Genomic DNA, 19,084 nt, shown 5'->3' with positions numbered 1-19,084 from the left:
AATGTAAAGTTTATTATTGTGATTTTTTAAGAATTGATAACATAGGGGTTAAAACTTTTTGATCATGTTGTAAGTTAAGTGTAGAAGAAAGCCATGTCATATCTTGTAGACATTGTTTTTTTAATTTGCGATCTGTAGTATGGAGGTAACAATCCACGAGGATTTTACTTAGATATAGAAGATTGATTCGATCTTTGGCATCATCAATAGCTTTTATAAAATACTCGTTTGCTATAGCGGACTTTCCTGTTTTGATGTAACACATAGCAAGAAGACGGTATAATTCTGGAAGTACAAAAAACTCTTGTTTCTCTAATGCATAAGCTATTTCTTTTTTGATTCGTTCTACAGCTAGTATATAATTGCCTAGGTCGTAATCTAATTGCGCAACAATTAAAGAATAATAAGTTAATGGTACATTACCTATAGTTAATAAAGCTTCTTGATGTGTTAACGCCATAGCTCTATTTTGAGTAAGATACCCTTCTAACAGGTCAAATAAATGTTGGAAAATTTCGAGAGAATGATCCTTAAAAAAAGATTGAGTTTCATCAATGATCTCTTGAATTTCTTGTGGTTGATTTTTATAATAACCTAACGAAATTCTAAGAACAAGTGTAAAAGCTTTAGTTAATGCACTATCTAAAGATGCTAAAGTATCCGAGGTTTTTTGTAAATATTGATTACTCTGATCAAAATTGCCAGTAAAAGCATATACGTTTGCCAAGGTAACATAACTATAAGCTTTAAAATCTAAACCAAACTTTTTTATGATTTGATTATCCGATATATAATTATAAGCTTCTATAGAAAGTAGTGCCTGCTGCTCTGCAGTGATAAAATCACCTGCTATCCAGTTTTTATATCCATTAAGACCATATAGCGCTGCCATAAAACTATAATCTTGTAAAGTATTAGCATCCTTGATCGCTTTTTTCCATAATTGATCAAATTTCTTAAAATCAGCAGACATTAAATGGTATTGAATGTGATTCCATAAAATTTGTAAAAGCCAGTCAGAACTATCCGGAAGCTGTAAACTCAATTCTTCTGATCGGTCGTTGGCTCGTTTTACTTCATAATGGCCAAAACCTTTTAAGGCAATCATCGCTTGAACCAAGTTTTGATTAATACGCAATTCACGTTCGATTTGTTGGAGTTGATGAGGTATTTTTTTACTCCACAAAATGGCTTGATTTGCTTGAGTTAAACAAGCTGCATAAGATGATTTTTTCAGGGAATCCTCTGTAGCCATTAAACCATAAAAAGACGCTTTGTCAAAAAGTTCGGCTTGAGCATAATGAAAAGAAAGGATATCGCTTTGTTGTTTATGAGTTAAATATTCTTGTTCTAATTGGTGAGCGATACGAGTATGCACTTCTTTTTGATAAGAAACAACCATACTGTCATAAGCAGCATCGCGTATTAGTGCATGTCGAAAAATATAACTGTTTTCATCTACTTTGCGCTGTTTGTAAATGATGTTAGAATTGATGAGCTGCTCCAGATCATTTTGAATTATAGCTTCATCTTTTAATGAAGAATGAACGAGTAAAGTATAATCAAATGCTCGTCCTATTGCAGCTGCAATTTGAGCTGTTTCTTTGGCAAATTCAAGTCGATCAAGTTTTGCTAGAAGTAATTCTTTTAGTGTTACCGGAATTTCTTTTTCGTCTAGTTCATCTATTAAATGATAGCAATTGTTTATTTGTGTTAAATATTTGTTTTCTAGTAACATCAATGTCAATTCCTCTATAAAAAGCGGAATACCATCTGTACGCTTAATTATATATTCAAGTGCATTAGGTTGTAATGGAATATTAGCTACAATATGATTGATAAATTGAGTACTATTATCTGTAGATAAGGTTTCTAAATTAAGGAGTTGATATTCTTTAAAAGGGATAGATGATAATGGTCTAGTTGTAGCAATACAATGAATAGTCGTTAAGGTATTTAAGAAATCGATACTTAAAGAATCAATCCAATGTATATCTTCTATTAATACTACTGTAGTAGTATGGTGTGATGTGAATAATACTGTTTTTAAAATATCAAAGATGATCTCTTTTTGCTGTTGAGCATTGAGATTATCTAAGGTATAGTCACTAGAAAAATCAATAGATAACCATGAACATAAAATAGGTATAGCTAAAGTACTATCAATAGTGTTGTAAGTTTTAAGATGTGTTTCAATTTGATTGAAAGCAACAGTAGTATTAAGTTCATCTTGAAGTTTGAATACTTTTTTTAATAAACGTATAAAAGGATATAATGCGTTGTTTTGATATTCTGGATTTCCAAAACACTCTATAAAATTTAAACTCTCGTTTGCATATCTTTTTTTATACTCATAAATGAGTTTTGATTTTCCAATTCCAGCTTGTCCTTGAATTAATAAAAGAGGAATCTTTTTTTGAGTAATAAAATTAGAAATTGTCTGAAGTTCTTTTTCACGTCCAATAATGGTTTGTGAAGAACTTCGTGAACGTAAAAATGAGAAAGCTTCAGAAGAGCGTTCACCTATTAGTTGAGCAACAATAATAGGTTCTGCAAGATTAGGAAGTGTAATAGTAGTTGCTTTTTCAAATTCTAAATACGAAATCAATAATTGCTGAGCTTCCTTACTTACAAGTATACTTTGTTTAGGAGTAACAGCAAGTAAATTTATAGCTGTATTAGGAACTATTCCTTCAGGAACATGATGTTCTGATGAGATGACTTTACCAGAATGTATACTAATTCTAATATCGAGTTCTATATGATGCTGTTTATATAATAAAGCGCTACGTTTTTGCACCTCATTAATGAGTTCTAATGCAGCTCTTCCTGCTCTTCGAGCATCAGTATCTTTAGTTTGTGGATAACCAAAATAGACCAAAATAGTATCGGCTAATTGCCCTCCTATATATCCACCATAACGTATAATGGTGTCTTTACATAGATTCAGTTGATCTTTTTGTATAGTATCTTGAGTCTCTAAATCTAATAAAGATTGTTTATGTAGTAAAAGATTAAGTTTAATACATAAAGCGGTGACTTGCCTTTTTTCGCCTTGAGCGGTATTCCAAACTAAATGATTAACTTGAGTGGTTTCGAGTACGTTTTGAGGAGCAAAACTTGAAGTAACTGGAGTATTAATAAGTGTATTGATATTGACCTCGTTTAATTCGTCATAAATGAATTGCGGATTAGCAATCCGATTCATAACTTTTTTTTGAAGTACACGAGATAAAATGGTAGCAAGAGGATGACCAGCTATAGCCGAAGGAATGGGGATATTACCACCATTTAACTGTTGCTGAAATATTGAAGCAAGAGTGTCTCCTTGAAATACAGGACAACCCGTTATGCATTCAATAAAAATAAGACCCCAAGCAAAAATATCTGATTTTACAGTAGCAGGTTCACCTCTTAATTGTTCTGGAGCACTATACATAGGAGTGCCTATAATTTCTTGAGTAAGCGTGATATTTACAGATTGCGGAGTATTATAATTATTAGTAAATGCTGCAATGCCAAAATCCAAAACTTTGGCGTAAGCTTTTGTACTAAAATTTGCAATCATAATATTTTGAGGTTTCAAATCGCGATGGATAATTCCCTTTTTATGAGCATAGATTAAAGCTTCGAGTACCTGACTCATCAGTGCTACAGTTTCTTGAATGGTTAAGCTACCGTGTTGTAAAATGTATTCTTTTAAAGTAATACCATCTACAAACTCAAAAGCAGCAAAAGGTTCTCGGTTTTGAGTAAAACCTTTGTCTATTAGTTTTACAATGTGAGGATGGTTTATTTGCGAACAAAGTCGCGTTTCACGTTCGAATCGAGCTACTTTTTTATCATAAACGGTATCTGAATTAGCTGATGTTTTTAAAATTTTAATAGCTACGATTTGTCCAGTACTTAATTGCTTTGCTTTATAAATAATACCATAACTACCTTCACCAATTTTTTCTAGTAAAGCATAATTAGGGTGTACTGGAGTAGCAACAATGGTTGTAGAATCTATCATCTGAATTATAAAAAAATCTAAGGGTAGCGTTTGTTGTTTTATAATTTTACGGGCAATTCGCCTATAACTTGAGTTTCTTTAATGATTTTAAAATACGGGTGAGCAAATCGTATAAATCCGTTTTTACGTTCAATAATGTTTATAAATAGATACCCATAAGGTTCTATTGCCGATAAGTTTTTTCTAATGCGATAAATTTGCAAATTGATATAATATGCATCAATATCTTTTACAAATTCTTTACTTAAATCCGAAATCAAATCTTCAATTGCAATCCATCCTTGATCTATGATGGAGTAGGAGGCATTAGCATCTAATAAACGTTTTCTGGCTAGAGTTAATAAAAGATAGTTATATACTCTTGATCCTAAGTCTAACATAAGTTTATTAGAAATGATCTTTAAATCTATATGTTCTTCATCTTGACTTAAAGTAAATTGATAGTATGCTTGTTTTAAAATCTGACCATGATCAATAGTCTCTTCAAAATTTTTATTTTCTATAAAAATCCAGGTATCATTATTGAAAGCTATAGTAGTACCATGGATCAGTGCTATGGTATTGTTTTTTATTTTGGCATTCCATCGTTGATCTACAGATTTATAAATATGAACATCTTGATATAGTGTATGTAACATATCTAAAGAAAAAGGAAGCGCATAAATTTTATGTTTGTGAGTTAATGATTGTAAATACGAAGAAGGGGCATTATTTTCGATTAATTGCCATTTTGTTGAGGTTGCTTGGCCAAATTGTATGGTGTCTTTATTTTGTAATTTATGAGTAGATTGACTTATAAATTTTCCGTTAACAAGAGTTCCATTTCTACTATGATCTTTAAGATACCAACAATCACATTTCCAAAAAATAGTAGCATGCGATTGAGAAATATCAGATTCAGAAATATGCGTGTTACTTAATTGCTGATTTCTACCAAAGAGATGCTGCGAATGCAAAACTATGATTTCGTCAGTGGAGGTGTTTTTAACAATCGCCATAAAACCTAATTTTTAAGTTTAACAATTTATATTGATAAACATGTTTAATTTAATCATAGATAAACTATACTATTAAAAAATAATTAAAGCTTTTAATAGATTACTATTCGATAATCAAATGATTATAAGGTGTTTTGAAGAGGAAAAGAAATATGCCTTAATTATGAGATGATACCGAACTTGATTAAAATTAGAAAATTATACGGAGTTTACAGTATTCTAAAAAAGCATACTTTTTGCGGTAAAAACATAGTGATATATGATAGAAAAAAAGTATATAATATATAAAAAATACAATCTTTTTTTGAGAAAAAAAAGGCTTGTTTTTATTTAAAAACAAGCCTTTAATAAAAAGATAAATAGATTAAAAAAACTCCTAATAAAAATCTATCGATCTTAACAACAACAAAATTTTATAACATAGATGTATTACTAAATAGTTTATGGTTTTTAATTATAAAATTTTGTTCTGATTATGAATAGTAAAAAAAATAGAACGCTATAGAATAAGATTAGAAATTGAGATCTCCTACATTAGGATTATACGTATAATTAAATGTATACTCTCTAGAATTTGAACCATCTGGTTGTGCAGGAGCATCTCTATAATAACTTAAGATTTCGACTTTTGCATAATTTCCACTAGAAGTCTTAAATACTAAGATTTTTCCAGGAATAGGTAAGATAAGATGACTTGGTGGCCCTGTATATGTATACCATCCATTACCACTTCCTGTAGTTATAGCAAAACCATTAGCCCCATCTTGATCATATCCAGAAGCTGGTGCAGTAGTTACACTAGCAAAAGTACCATCAACTATTTGTACACCTACATCACCACTACGATTAGGTTCGTCTGTAGTTCCAGTTGCATCACCACCATTAATAGCTATAGTTGTTCCTCTAAAAGCGATATCCCAATCATTACTATCTTCTGCTACTACAGTACCAGTTTCAAAACTAAACTTTGTAAATGGACCTCCAGCAGGTTGTCCGCCACCACCTGTTTGTGGAGCTGGAATATTTTCTGCTCTTGTAGATACTAGAGGTTGTGATATATCTCCTGCATCATCATCATCATTACTACACGATATTAATCCTAAAATTGCTATAAAGGCAACTAATGCATTACGGTAAATTACTTTTTTCATTTTTATTATATATAAGGGTTACTGTGTTTTTTAATAGTTTATTTTTAAGGTTCCGTAAATAAGGCTACCAGCGATATTGCTGATATTTTCGGTATCGGTAAAATCAAATACGTTATCGATACCAGCACCTATTTCAAAATGTTTGTATAGTTTTTTATTGATAGCAAAATCAATGATTGTATAGCCATCTACAAAGGAGTCAAACTTGTCTAGATAATCGTTTCCGTTTGAATCAAAGATTCCATATTTACTTCGGTATGTGGTTCTAATATTAGCATCTAATCCCCATTGTGGAATAGCATAATATATTTTTAGATTAGCCATATGACGAGAACGATTGTAAAGCCCGAAATAATCTTCTTTTTCAAGTTCGATAGTCTCTTGTGTATTAGGATCACGAGCAAAATTGTTGACGTTGTTTTCTAGGTTGTCAATAACATCTTTATCTTTTGCAAGTAAGTATTGATACCCTCCACTTATGCTAAGTGTATTGATAGGTTTCCAATTGGCATTAAATTCGATACCTTGAGTGAAAACTTTATTTACATTGTAATAACTAAAAACATTTTGACCGTTAGTTTTTCTAGCAATTACTCTTGTATCTATTAAGTTCTTTATGTCATTTCTAAAGAGATTAACTTCTAATTGTAAACGATTTAAAGGTTTGTATTGAAAACCTAAATTGTATCCTACAGAACTCTCTGGTTTTAATTCTGAATCAAAAGTTGAAAGCGGAACTGTTACTGCGGTAATTTGATTTAAATTATCTAATTCAGCGAGCCTTCTTGGTACTTCATTGTATCCTAGAACAGTATAGCCTACTGTAGAGTTTGTAAAATCAAAATATAATTGTCTGAAATCGGGTGCTTTAAATCCGTATCCTATAGATCCTTTTACCGCTACCTGATCATTGATTTTGTAACGTAAGGCTAATTTAGGACTGAATTGAGATTCGTATTCACTATGATTATCAAAGCGAGCTCCTAGAATAACATTTAGCTTATCAAAGTAATGACCATCGTATTGTAGGTATACATATTGAGAATTAAACTCAGGATTTGTAGAAAATGATGTACGTTCTAAACTCTCGTTAGTCCAACCTATACCACCTATAAAAGAATGATTTTCATTAGCTTCGTAAGTCGTTCTTAATTCAGGTCTTAATAAAAATTGATTAAAATAAGATTCGTCAAAAAGAGCTCCACTGTTAAGTTCAAATAAATCACTTTCAGCTTTGTAACGTGTAGCATAAAACTCTAGATAACTTTTCCATTTTGAATTAAATTGATGGTCTAATTTAAAATGAGTATTCCATTCTCTAAGCTTTGCATCACCACTTAAAATATTTCCTCCAGAAATAGCCACATTATCTTGATCTTGTAAATAATGGCGATATGATAACACAGCCGAAGTATTGTCATTAAAATCGTATTTGATCTTAGGGTTAAATGTATAGTTAACAAAAGGTTCTACAGTTTTAGGTTGGCTACTAAAAAGATTAGGAGTATTGATATTTTCTGAATCATCAATAAGATCATATCCATCGCTACTATATCTATTAACATGAGCACTAATGGCAAGCTTTTTTTTGCTATAAGAGGCATCAAGATTAACATCATGAGTATTAAAAGAACCAAATCTATAATCTAGATTCCCATTGAATCCTAATTCAGGTGTTTCTGTAATGATATTGATCACGCCACCAATAGCTTCAGATCCATAAAGACTAGAAGAAGGACCTTTTACAACTTCAATTTGTTTTATGTTCCCTACAGTAATTCTACTTAAGTCCAAAGTCCCAGCAGAACGACCTATAATAGGAACACCATCAATTAAAACTAAAGTATATTGAGAATCTAGTCCTTGTAATTGAACTCCTTCTCCACCACCAAAATCGCTCACAGTGATGATGCCTGTTTGCTCGTTTAAAATATCACTTAGGCGTAAAGAATTAGAACTTTTAAGTTCTTTTTTATTAATGATCTGTGCGGGTAGGGGTAAAGAAGATAATTGTCTTTTTGTACGAGTAGCACTAATAATAACTTCTTCTAAGATATTTGTTTGTGTAGAGTCATTGGCTACTTTGGATTCTTGTGCCCATAAAATTACATTAGATAGTAACAAGAAGGGGAATATAATATGTATTTTGTTTAGAATCATTCTTAATAAAAAGTATTGTGATGCAAATATATTATTTATTATTATTTAGACTTAATAAAAACAACATTTTTTTAATTTGATAATCAGATTTATATAGAGGTAAGATTTAAGAACTATATCCTATAAGTGGGATATAGGATATACATTAGTTTGACTAATGTAGTAGAGGATCGTTATGAGGTTAATCCCCTTAGTATAGTATATCAACTTAAACTAAGGGGATAACTAATTATATAATGAGAACGTTAATCTTCGTGTTCTTTTTTGCGCTTAATAACTCCCCAAGTGATTGCTCCACCTAGTAATAAAATGAGTAGAATAAGCGTAGAAAGGTTTTCTTTTATTAATTGAGTGATATTATCCAAGGTAATTTGTTCTTTTTCAAGTACCATACCTTCTTCAGTTTCTTGATTTTGAGCATCACCCTCTCTTACAGTAGCGATTTCTCTGGTATATATTTCTTGTAAACTTGAGCCAGCAAGTAACTCGGTAATCATTTCTTTTAATTTAGTATTATCACAAACAAACCCGCTACAACCAGCTTTATGATCCTTGATTAAAGAAGCATGCATTTGAGCGATGTCTTTAACTACAGTTTCATTAGGTTTCCAATATCCTTTTCTAATTGTTTCTAGCATTACAGCTGTCATTTCTTGTAAGGCATAAGGATTAGTGTTTTTAAAGAATTCTATGGTACCTAATTCCTGTTTATCCTTAACATAAATGTCATAATATCCTTCCCAGATTTCTTTATCAATCGCATCGGGTTTCATCACATTCCAACCATAAGTATCTCTAAAGTTTTCTGCAAAACCTTCAGCAGCACTTTCGCCTTCTTGCATTTGTGCTTTTATATATTTAGGATTAAAAAGATTGGTTCTGGTTTCTGTCCATATTGCTTCTTTTAATCCTTGTACTTTTGGATTGTATCGATTTCTATAGTCGTTAAAATATCCATCAGGATCTTTCCCAGTAGCCACTCGAATACTAGCTGTTAATCCACCCATAAACTCATATACGTGATCTAGAGAAATAGGTCCCGTCTCGTTTGATGAGCGAGGATGCATTACAATTTCGGTATTGGTCATCATGGTTTCAAATAAACCTTCTTTATACGAAGCCCAATTTCCATCTGCATACATAGCCCCCATGTTTTTGGTATAAGTAGCAGCGATTTCTTCTTCGGTTTCCCATTTATCACCTTGCTCTACTAATCCCATGATTGCTGTTCCATAGTTTCCGTTAAGCCCTCCGAAGACTCTGATTTTAGAGAATTTTTGAGCTTCTTCTGGAGAGAATCCTTTTTCTTTCATTTGACGTTCGGCAAGCGCAGATCCTTCTTTGACATAATTTTCGTAAGCACCATTATCCTCTGCATCTGCAGCAATTTGAATAGCTTTATGGATTAAGTTAATACGAGAAGCAGCTAAATCTCTAAACTGTCCAGAAGTTTGCACTAAAACATCTATACGCGGACGTTTAAGTTCTTCTATCGGAATTAATTTAACATCGTGTACACGTCCATAAGAATTGCGTACCGGTTCAACTCCAAGCATATAGAATATTTGTCCGATGTTTAATCCTTGATTACGAATAAACTCACCACCCCATAAAGAATAGGCTATTTTTTTAGGATATTGTCCATGTTTAGCAATATGTTTTTGTAAAACTTGTTGTGCTAGAATCTGTCCAGCTTCAAAAGCTTCTTTGGTAGGAGTTACTTGTTCGTTAATCGAATATAAATTCTTTCCAGTAGGTACAGCCAATGGATTAGAAACAGGATCACCACCAGATGAAGGAGCTATATAACCACCATTCATACCATTAACAAAAGCATCTAATTCTAGTGATGGAGAACTATTAATTCCTTCACGATAATTAGGAATATCTAGTAAATTCTCTCTTAGCTGTAATAAAGCTGCAAGTATTTGTTTTTCTTTAGTTTGAATACGAACCCATTGTTTTGCGATTAGCTGTTTTTTACGTTGAAGAATTTCGGTTCCTTTAGTACTTTTTAGTATAGCTTGAACAGCGAATAAGTCATTTTGACCTTCTAGTGTAGTTTCAGTAATAGCGTCGATGTTTTCTAAATAAAAATCTAATGTTTTTTGTTGTGCTAAAACAGTTGCTTTTTCATCTAATTTAAGTTGTTTAGATAAGGCTTCTTCTGAGATTTTATAAAGGTTAAGGAAACTTTGTAGACGATCATTTTCGTTAGCCTTTTTTATAATCCCTTGATCAATTTTTGAATGATAAGATTCAATTCTTTTTTGGATAGCGTTATCATTAGCTAGTGCTAAAACGGTAACTTTTTGTGTGCTATCTTGTATGAATTCTAATAATTGTTTAAAATATTTATCTTTTAAAACCTGTACTTTCCATGCTACGTCTTTGTTAAAGTTAGCAGTAGTCTCAAATTGTTTGAAGCTTTTATTATCAAGTAAACCAGAGAGTTCATTAAAACCTTCGGGAGACATAAGGTGATTAATTCCTTTGGCTGTTTTGCGATTAGCCGAAAGGTGAACAAATAAACCTTCAGCTTTTTTAAGTGTCATTTCTTCTTTTTGCAAACTAGATTTCGGAACCATTTTATGCGTTTTAATATCATAAACCAGTTCTTCTTTTGAATCCTTAGCTTTTTTCTTTTTTTCTTTCTTCTTTCTAGCATAACTCCCACCATAATATGCGGAAATAGGACTTTCTTCTAGAGATCCATATGTTTTTTCTAGTTCTTGTAATAGTTGCTCTCTTTCTTGACCAAAGAAATGCAACGGCTCTTCATTTTCTAATAGAATTTTTTTAATCATAAAACTAGCTTGAGCTTCATAATCATCTGAGGCGATTTCGTCTAGCGAATGATATGTTTTTTCATGTACTTTATGTTTATGATCATGACTGTGCTTATGATGATGCTTTTTCTTTTTGGGCTTGATTACTTTATGTTGTAAAGTAGCTAATTCTTCTAGACTAGAAGCAATAGGATCAATGGCCATCATTCTTACCGTTTCATTACGCTCTTCTGGAGTTTGAGAAACACCATAGGTATGTAATCCCATGATAATTTTTTCACGTTCTACCTCATGCAGGTAATGATGAATATCGGCTATGGTTTCTTTATCCAAAGCAGTTATTTGCTCTTTACTTAGTTCTAAATCTTTGTCTAGAGATAAAGAGTCTATAACGGTAAGAATTTGTTTTTTGAGTTGCGCTTTAATTGCTGGATTTTGAACTTCGCCATACTTATGTAATACTTCAGAAATGTTTTTTAAATCTCCATAAAGCTGTGCATCAGAATAAGGAGGCGTAAGATGAGATAACATTGTAGCATAAGTTCTACGTTTTGCCATCATAGCTTCACCTATGTTGTCAATAGAATAAACATACAAATGAGGAACAGGAGCGATTAATGCTTCTGGCCAATCTTTTAGCGAAAGCAATAACTGCTTCCAAGGGGTAAACTCGACACTACCGTGCGCTCCAAAATGTGCAACAACATCTGCATTAAATCCTTTGCGAGCCCATAAATAAGATGCGATATAGGCATGAGGAGGTGCTTTAGGAACACCGTGAGCTAGTTTAAATTCATTTTCGCCTAGAGCGGCAGCAAGAACAGGCATTAATACCACATTACCAAATTGAACTCGAGGAATAACAAGATGGGGAGTATTGTTTTTTTGAGTGACCATATAGGTACCTGGAGCTTTACCATAACTATCTACCACTTGTTTATAACTATCAGGATGCAACTCTGAAGATAACCAAGACTCATATGTTGCAGTAGGGATTAACTCTGGAGATCCAGTTTTAACAAAATTGTTTAGAGTTCCCAATGCATAATCCCCAAGTAGAGGACCTTCTGTATGGATACGATTCATGAAATGATCAAAATCATCTGACAAATCTCCCAAATTATACCCTTCTTTTTTAAGATGATGTAATACGCTAAAAATAGAATTACCAACTTCAAGTCCACCAGCAACAAGTGCATTTTTACCATTTCCTTTGTAGTAATAAATGACTAATTTTTTATCGGCATTTTGCTTTGCTCTTAAATTTAACCAACGTTCTGCTGTTTCGCAAAAACGTTCTATTCTACCAGGAATAGGTTGATAAGAGTGATAACCACTTTCGTTAATATACTCGGCAGCTACAGCAAAAGGATGAATTGCTCCATCAAGTTCTGGAACAACAATATTTTGTCCCATGATTCCGCCCGAAATACCCTGTTGGTCATTTTTCCAAGCTTCTTCTTTTTGATAAACTAATTGAGGGGTTAGATATAGGATATTTTCTTGTTTTAACCAATCAACGGCTTCTTCTCCAAAAGAAATTCTTCCGTGAGGGAAGTTAATGACCATATCTGGTTGTAACTTTTTTAAGTTAGCAAGTTTCTTTTTAAATCCTTCGAGAGCTACTACGTTAAACCCACGTTGTTCAAGATTGAGAATCATCTTGTCCATATATGAGCGGAATTGAGATTGTGATCCGCTATTTGCACTCATGATAACAATCTTAGGTTTACCTTCTTTATAAAGACCTTGTTTTTTGTAATAATCCCAATATGCTTCGGGAGTTTCAAAGTAATCTGCAGTACCTATTCTAAAAAATAGATCTTTAGGAAAAACTTTTGGAGGTGTTATATCTTCTACAAATAAAGAACGATTATCAAAAACTTTACGAGAGTAATTTAAAAAGCGTTTAATATTAGCTACACCTTCGTTGTCAAAACAATCTTTGATATATTTTAAATCATCTCCAGTAATATTACTAAAGTCATTCTCTTTACTGGTAGCTAATAATACATGAACTTTACTACCATTATCCATTGCTTTTTTTAGATTGTTTCGCTGTTCTTCTGTTAGAATGCTAATGTGAAACAAATAGATTACAGGATAAGAGGTGAGCTCAGAAAAGTCGTTAGTTTTAGGATCAATTTGTACAGTTTTGATAAAGCGATTGTTGTTTGCTTTAACAATTTCTGCCATTTGAGAATCCCTAAAATTGATTAATCCTATGGTTGTAATTTGTGATTGATACCAGAAATATCCTCCTAGAACAATAAGGAGTAGTGCTAGTATTATTTTTATGAAGGTATTTTTTTTCATGAGAACTATATTTAATTGAGCAAAGGATTATTCTTCTGGGATATAGATGATTTCACCATTTTCAAGTTGATAAGCAGTACCTACTTTTTTACCTTTACCTTTAGAAGATTTTCCTTGAGTTCCTTTATATTTTTCAATAGTTTTTCCTTTTTTCTTAATGATTTCCATATTGGCTTTACCTGGATTTTTTACTACCGTAAAATCCTCATCGGCTATCATTTCGGTCATCTGGAAACGAGTAACTAATGCTACCATTAGTGCAACGGCAAAAACCATAGCTAGGTCAAACAAATTGGCCATTCCAGACATGGGATCATCATCGTGATCTGACTTTAAAAAATGACCTCTACGCATGTTGTTGTTTTTTGTGTTGAATACACTTAGCAATGAATTCAAGTTTATTAAGATCGGCAATGTACCAGCGTTGTTTAACCAGTTGAGTAACATATCCAATAGCCCCAGCAAATAATCCTACTACTGTAGTAGAAAAGGCAACTTGCATGTTTTGAGCCATAGAAGCGATATCACCTTGAGCTAAACCTACCAGAGCAGGTCCCATAGGAATTAGCGTTCCCATTAATCCGATCATAGGTCCTAGTTTTGCCAAAGATTTAGAATTACTTAAGTCTTTTTCTGAAGCCAATTCAAAGTCGGATAAGATATGATCTATAATATGATCTTCTTTTGTAACCAAAAGACGTTTCACATGCGTGTTAAAAAGTTTATTACCTTTTAATTGTTGATGTACATCCGTAACGATATCTGTATGCTCTATTTGAGCAATGAATTCTTGTTGTTTGTTTTCGTATTTTAAACGATTGATATACATTCCAAAAAAACCTCCTAGAAGCATTAATGATCGTATAAAACCGAATAACAAAAGGGCAATTACAGGAATGAGTAAACCTGTAGAAATCCAGTATAAAATATTAGTTACACTATTCATAAAATCGAATTGTTTTTACGTTTATATATTAGATAACCTATACCAGCCAAAGCAGAAATCACTATGACTGTAAATAGGATGGGGGTTAATTCTATTGTAATTTGAGTAAAAGTTACTTTGTGCCCTTTGGCAATAAGCGGAAGAAACATAGCCGCTAGGAGTTGAAAAACTGCAATTAAAGCTTTGATTTCTGCTCTAATTCCCCAGTCTTTAAACAGTTTTTTGATAAAAAAACTAGATAAAAAGAGGAGTATACCTATACCAATAGCTAATGAAAAAGCTAATATGATATAGTTGATATTATCTATAGCTAAGAATAAATAAGTTTGTAAAAAGAAAATTCCTATTAAGAATATACCTGAAGGAATATTTGCTATCCATGTAGTCCAAACTTTTGGTTTTGTGGTATAATGCGCTTTTAATTGAATCACAGTAAAGAAAAGCATTAAAAAACTTTCAAATACTTGAAGCATAGCAATGCCTGAAACTAAATTAGGCTGATTGCTAATCCATTCTAATGTTTGATTAGTTTGTTGAGCCGAAAGTTGATATAGACTGAAAGGAATTAATAATGTTATGGCTAAAGCAATACCATATACTTTTTTTGAGGTAACCAAAGAAAGATTAAGAACAGTATAGCAAAACGTTATGCTAAAGAAAAATAATACAAATATCCACATGATGTTTTGTTTATGTAGACTAAATCTAAATAAAGTGCAAATATAGAAGTGAAGAAGGATAAAACAAATTTTATTTAGATTAATTTTAAATAAAAGAAATGTAGAAAAAAGAAAATTGATTTATGGGATTTTGTAATTAGTATAGAATGAGGTGGTTATATAAAAAATAAGAGATCGTTTAATTACTAAACGATCTCTTTATTAAATGACTCAGGATTTTATAACACTTATTTCTGATGAGCACATATAGGATCTACTCAATTGTCATTTAACTAAAATATAGATAATGCAGACCAATATTTCATTAGATCGTAATGATAAAATGGACTCACTTGTATTTTATTAATAAGAATTTAAGATAATAACGGGATATTCAAGTAAAAGTTGCAATAGCTATGTAAAAATAGAAAGAAGGAATACTATTTGGTAAGCTATTTCGAGTTTTGAATTATGACTTTTAAATATTAAAAAAGAGCTATTTATCTAATAGCTCTTTTCTGTATTATTTCGTTTCTAAAATTTTTTCTAATTTGGATAGTCTCTCAACTAAGGATTTTAATTGTAAATTCTCGGTTTTTATTTTATCGATTTCTTTTTGTTGCTGAATAGTATATAAAGTTAATTCTTCTATTTTTTGTAATAACTTAGCATCCATTTGGCCTAGATAAATACCATTTTTTTCAACTTCTTTAGCTTTAGGAATACCTTTTAGGTGACCATTTAATTTAATGTGATTTTCTACTTCTTTAAGAGTGGAAAGCTTATAATCTTTATTAAAAACGTAATCGGGCCAATTTGATTGTAGTGCAACTTTTATTTCTTCAACAACAGCTTTACCAGCTACTGCTAGTTTATATCCTTGAGTATTATTAACTCCTATACCTATTCCAATGTTATTAATAGTTACTCTAGTTGTGTAATCGGGGCCAAATCTAAAACGAATAGCGCCATGATCTTTTTTATTAATGAAGGAATCACCATTTGAAGGGGTTGAAAAATTTAAAGAATTGCTATCAAAAAAAGTATTATACTCATTATTAGTTGTTGGATTTTTTCCATAGATATGCAATCTAGTTATAGGATTTTCTGTACCTATTCCAACAAAACCTGTTCGATTAACTGTTAATAATTTTTTATCTGTTTCTAAATGGAAGTCACCTTGGTTAGAGAGTTTCCAATTTCCACTAGAAGTAGCTAGTTTTATAGAAGCAGAGTGTGTAGTACTTTCATTATCTTGTATTAATACTTCTGGATCATTATCTGAAATAGCTAATTTATGATTTAGAGATTTAGTTCCAATACCTACATTATTTTTGAAATAAGCATCTTCACTAAAAGGAGGAAGTGTACTACAAACAATCCACCATTCAGTTCCAGTATTTTTATGTAAATCAAAAGATTCTTGGCTTACTAATACAGAGCTATATTTGGTGAAATCTGCTCCATCAAAAGCTTGACTAAAGTAATTACCTTTAATTACTGCTTGAGCATGCCAATTAACATTAATTTGAGTTTGAGCGTTCTCTTCTAAGGAATTAACACCATCCCATTTAATCATATAGATAGAAAAATTTACATTGGGATTTTTTGCAGCTACAATAGCATATCCTGTAGCTCTTGCATTTTGCATTTGTTTTTCTGATAATGATTGAGCAATGCTAGTAAAGCTAAGCATGAAAATGCCTAGAGAAAAAAGTATATTCTTCATTTTTTGATTGAATTTATATTATTAAGCAAAGATAATAGAATGCTTTTAGATTTAAATAATAGAATGACATTTATAAATTAAAGTTTTTCGATTTTCTCTTTAAGAAATGCTTTTTCAATTTTTGATTGTGTTAAGCTTAATGCTTTTTGATAAGCCGTTGAAGCTTTGGCTTGTTGTTGTAATCGATGGTAGATTTCACCTAGAATAGCATGATATAGATAATAAGCTTTTATTTGCTTTGAAGAAGATAATTTTTGTACGGTTTTTAACGCTATTAAAGGACCTTGCAATTCTAAAATAACCAAACAGCGATTTAAAAAAATAATAGGATCCTGTTGTTGCTGATACAATAAATCATAATATGTAAGAATCATAGCCCAATTAGTTTCTTGATAAGATTTTGCTATACAATGTTGATAAGCGATGGCTGCTTCAAGATGATATGAGCTTAGGTGACTCCCAAAAGCAGCTTTATTGAGATAATAATTAGCTGTAGCGATTAATTCTTGATCCCATTTTTCTCGTTGTTGATCTTTGAGTAAAATAAGATTACCATGAATAGAAATTCTGCTTTCTAATCTAGCAGTATGAAAACACATGAGTGCCATTAAAGCATAAACTTGAGGTAATTGTGTTTGTTTGTGTTGTACCAAACAATGACATAAATATAATGCTTGATCGACAACGTCTTTTCTAATTAATTCGTCTGTATGAGTGGCGTTATATCCTTCATTAAACAATAAATAAATGGTATATAAAATTGTGTCAAGGTGAGATTGTAGTTGATGCTTTTCGGGTATTTTAGGTTTAATTTTTTGAGTTCTAAAAAACTCTTTGGTACGGTAAATTCTCTTAGAAATGGTATCTTGAGAAGTCAGAAAAGCACGCGCAATTTCTTTGGTACTAAAACCGCATAAAGTTTTAAGAATAAAAGTAATTTGATGTTCTTGATTGATTTTAGGATGACAACAAGCAAACATCATAGCCAAAAAATCGTCATTGATGTGTTGATCTTCCCAATAGGTATCCATAGTAGTAGTCAAGGTATATTCAGATGTTAATAAAACGCGATTACTATTAGTATCAGAAAAATCAATGTGTTGAGTGTGTTTATTTTTTCTAATGATATCTATAGCTTTATTACGAGCTACGCGATAAAGCCAAGCTTTGGGATTATCAGGAATCCCTTTAAACTTCCATGTTTCAAGAGCACTTATTAAAGTATCTTGAAGTACATCTTCTGCTATGGTAATATGTGCTGTTCCAAAAATTTTAATCAAAACAGCAATCATCTTTCCAGATTCTTGTCTGAAAAGATGATTTAAAGTATCCTGTATAAGATGATGATTATTCAATGATATTAATCCATTAATCTAATTTCACGTACTTCTATAGTACAATCATGTTCAAAACCAGGACAACCTTTGGCTAAAGCTGTAGCTTCATCAAGAGAATTAGCTTTTACAATGATATAACCACCTACTAATTCTTTTCCTTCGGCTAGAGGTCTATCAGTGATATGTTGTCCTTTTTGAGTAAGTGACCTAGCTTCATTCATTAAAGGTTCACCACCAATTAATTGATCTTTTTGAGCCAAATCACCCATCCATTCTTGCCACTTTTCCATGTGTTCTTGCATTTCTTCAGGAGAGGCATTGTTTTCCATTTCTTCACCACCTCTAATAATATACATATATTGTTTCATGAGTTAAAAGGTATTATTGTTATTAAAGTTATTTATAATTTTTACTTCCATAAGGCGCACCTAAATCATATTGGCAGTGTTGACGTAAACTTTCCATATAACGACCCCATGAAAAATTACAAATAGCATAAAAATCATCTTGAGTATCCCAACCTTCGTGAGTGAAACGCAAGCGTATTTTATCATCATTTTCATCAAGTAAAAAAGTAAGTTTATGTCCTACCCAACCATGAGCACTTTCAATACATTCCCAAGTAACTTTTTGATCAGGAATGAGTTCTACTATTTTCATAGTAGGCCCCTGTATAGTCCCAAAATTGAAAGAAACTGTATTATCAACAAGAGAAGGATTACCGTTTGTCTCTACAGTCCACCAACTAGATAAGCCCTCAAGAGTAGTGAGTGCTTTATAAACATACGTTTTTGAGGTATCTATATGAAAAAGGTGTTTTATGGTATAAGTCATAATATCGTTTTTATAATGATATGACGTTTGTGTTTGAGAAATTTGGACAAACAACTATAACTTTTTTTAAAAATACTAAATATTGGATGTTTAAAATTGAATATAAAAGAATGACTGAAGCATAAAAAAAGCTTAAAACAATAAAGAATG

The 19,084-nt window shown here is 31.6% G+C and carries 12 protein-coding genes; all 12 read right to left on the bottom strand.

Annotation, left to right across the window (positions count from 1 at the left end):
- Positions 1 to 13: 13 nt before the first annotated feature.
- Positions 14 to 4,015: a TOMM system kinase/cyclase fusion protein gene (locus ACYEKI_RS16585; RefSeq protein WP_459212323.1), complete on the bottom strand. Its 4,002-nt coding sequence runs from the start codon at positions 4,013 to 4,015 to the stop codon at positions 14 to 16.
- Positions 4,016 to 4,053: 38 nt separating this feature from the next.
- Positions 4,054 to 5,013 (bottom strand): FHA domain-containing protein, encoded by a 960-nt coding sequence (locus tag ACYEKI_RS16580; protein WP_459212322.1) that lies wholly within the window; start codon positions 5,011 to 5,013, stop codon positions 4,054 to 4,056.
- 512 nt (positions 5,014 to 5,525) lie between these two features.
- The gene (locus ACYEKI_RS16575; protein ID WP_459212321.1) at positions 5,526 to 6,164 is read right to left on the bottom strand and encodes an HmuY family protein; all 639 of its coding nucleotides are present in this window, start codon (positions 6,162 to 6,164) and stop codon (positions 5,526 to 5,528) included.
- 30 nt (positions 6,165 to 6,194) lie between these two features.
- Positions 6,195 to 8,288, bottom strand: a complete 2,094-nt coding sequence (locus ACYEKI_RS16570; protein ID WP_459212320.1) for a TonB-dependent receptor plug domain-containing protein — start codon at positions 8,286 to 8,288, stop codon at positions 6,195 to 6,197.
- Positions 8,289 to 8,569: 281 nt separating this feature from the next.
- Positions 8,570 to 13,429, bottom strand: coding sequence for a cobaltochelatase subunit CobN (locus ACYEKI_RS16565; RefSeq protein WP_459212319.1), 4,860 nt, complete (start codon positions 13,427 to 13,429; stop codon positions 8,570 to 8,572).
- 27 nt (positions 13,430 to 13,456) lie between these two features.
- Complete coding sequence (locus tag ACYEKI_RS16560) at positions 13,457 to 13,783, bottom strand: DUF2149 domain-containing protein (RefSeq protein WP_459212318.1); 327 nt, start codon at positions 13,781 to 13,783, stop codon at positions 13,457 to 13,459.
- Positions 13,776 to 14,375, bottom strand: a complete 600-nt coding sequence (locus ACYEKI_RS16555) for a MotA/TolQ/ExbB proton channel family protein (RefSeq protein ID WP_459212317.1) — start codon at positions 14,373 to 14,375, stop codon at positions 13,776 to 13,778. Before ACYEKI_RS16555 ends, ACYEKI_RS16560 begins: the two co-directional genes overlap by 8 nt.
- On the bottom strand, positions 14,372 to 15,055 hold the full coding sequence (locus tag ACYEKI_RS16550; RefSeq protein ID WP_459212316.1) for a hypothetical protein: 684 nt from the start codon (positions 15,053 to 15,055) through the stop codon (positions 14,372 to 14,374). The genes ACYEKI_RS16555 and ACYEKI_RS16550 overlap by 4 nt, the downstream gene beginning before the upstream one ends.
- Before the next feature lie 502 nt (positions 15,056 to 15,557).
- A complete protein-coding gene (locus ACYEKI_RS16545; protein WP_459212315.1) occupies positions 15,558 to 16,763 on the bottom strand; it encodes a hypothetical protein in 1,206 nt (401 codons plus the stop codon).
- 77 nt (positions 16,764 to 16,840) lie between these two features.
- Positions 16,841 to 18,118: an RNA polymerase sigma factor gene (locus tag ACYEKI_RS16540; RefSeq protein ID WP_459212314.1), complete on the bottom strand. Its 1,278-nt coding sequence runs from the start codon at positions 18,116 to 18,118 to the stop codon at positions 16,841 to 16,843.
- 5 nt (positions 18,119 to 18,123) lie between these two features.
- On the bottom strand, positions 18,124 to 18,468 hold the full coding sequence (locus ACYEKI_RS16535) for a YciI family protein (protein WP_459212313.1): 345 nt from the start codon (positions 18,466 to 18,468) through the stop codon (positions 18,124 to 18,126).
- Between the two features lie 28 nt (positions 18,469 to 18,496).
- Positions 18,497 to 18,934, bottom strand: coding sequence for an SRPBCC family protein (locus ACYEKI_RS16530; RefSeq protein WP_459212312.1), 438 nt, complete (start codon positions 18,932 to 18,934; stop codon positions 18,497 to 18,499).
- Positions 18,935 to 19,084: the final 150 nt, after the last annotated feature.

The sequence above is a fragment of the Aquimarina rhabdastrellae genome (genome assembly GCA_947387485.1).
Taxonomy (GTDB): Bacteria; Bacteroidota; Bacteroidia; order Flavobacteriales; family Flavobacteriaceae; genus Aquimarina.
The sequence above is the reverse complement of the archived record's forward strand: the minus strand, read 5'-3'. Positions and strand labels throughout refer to the sequence as shown.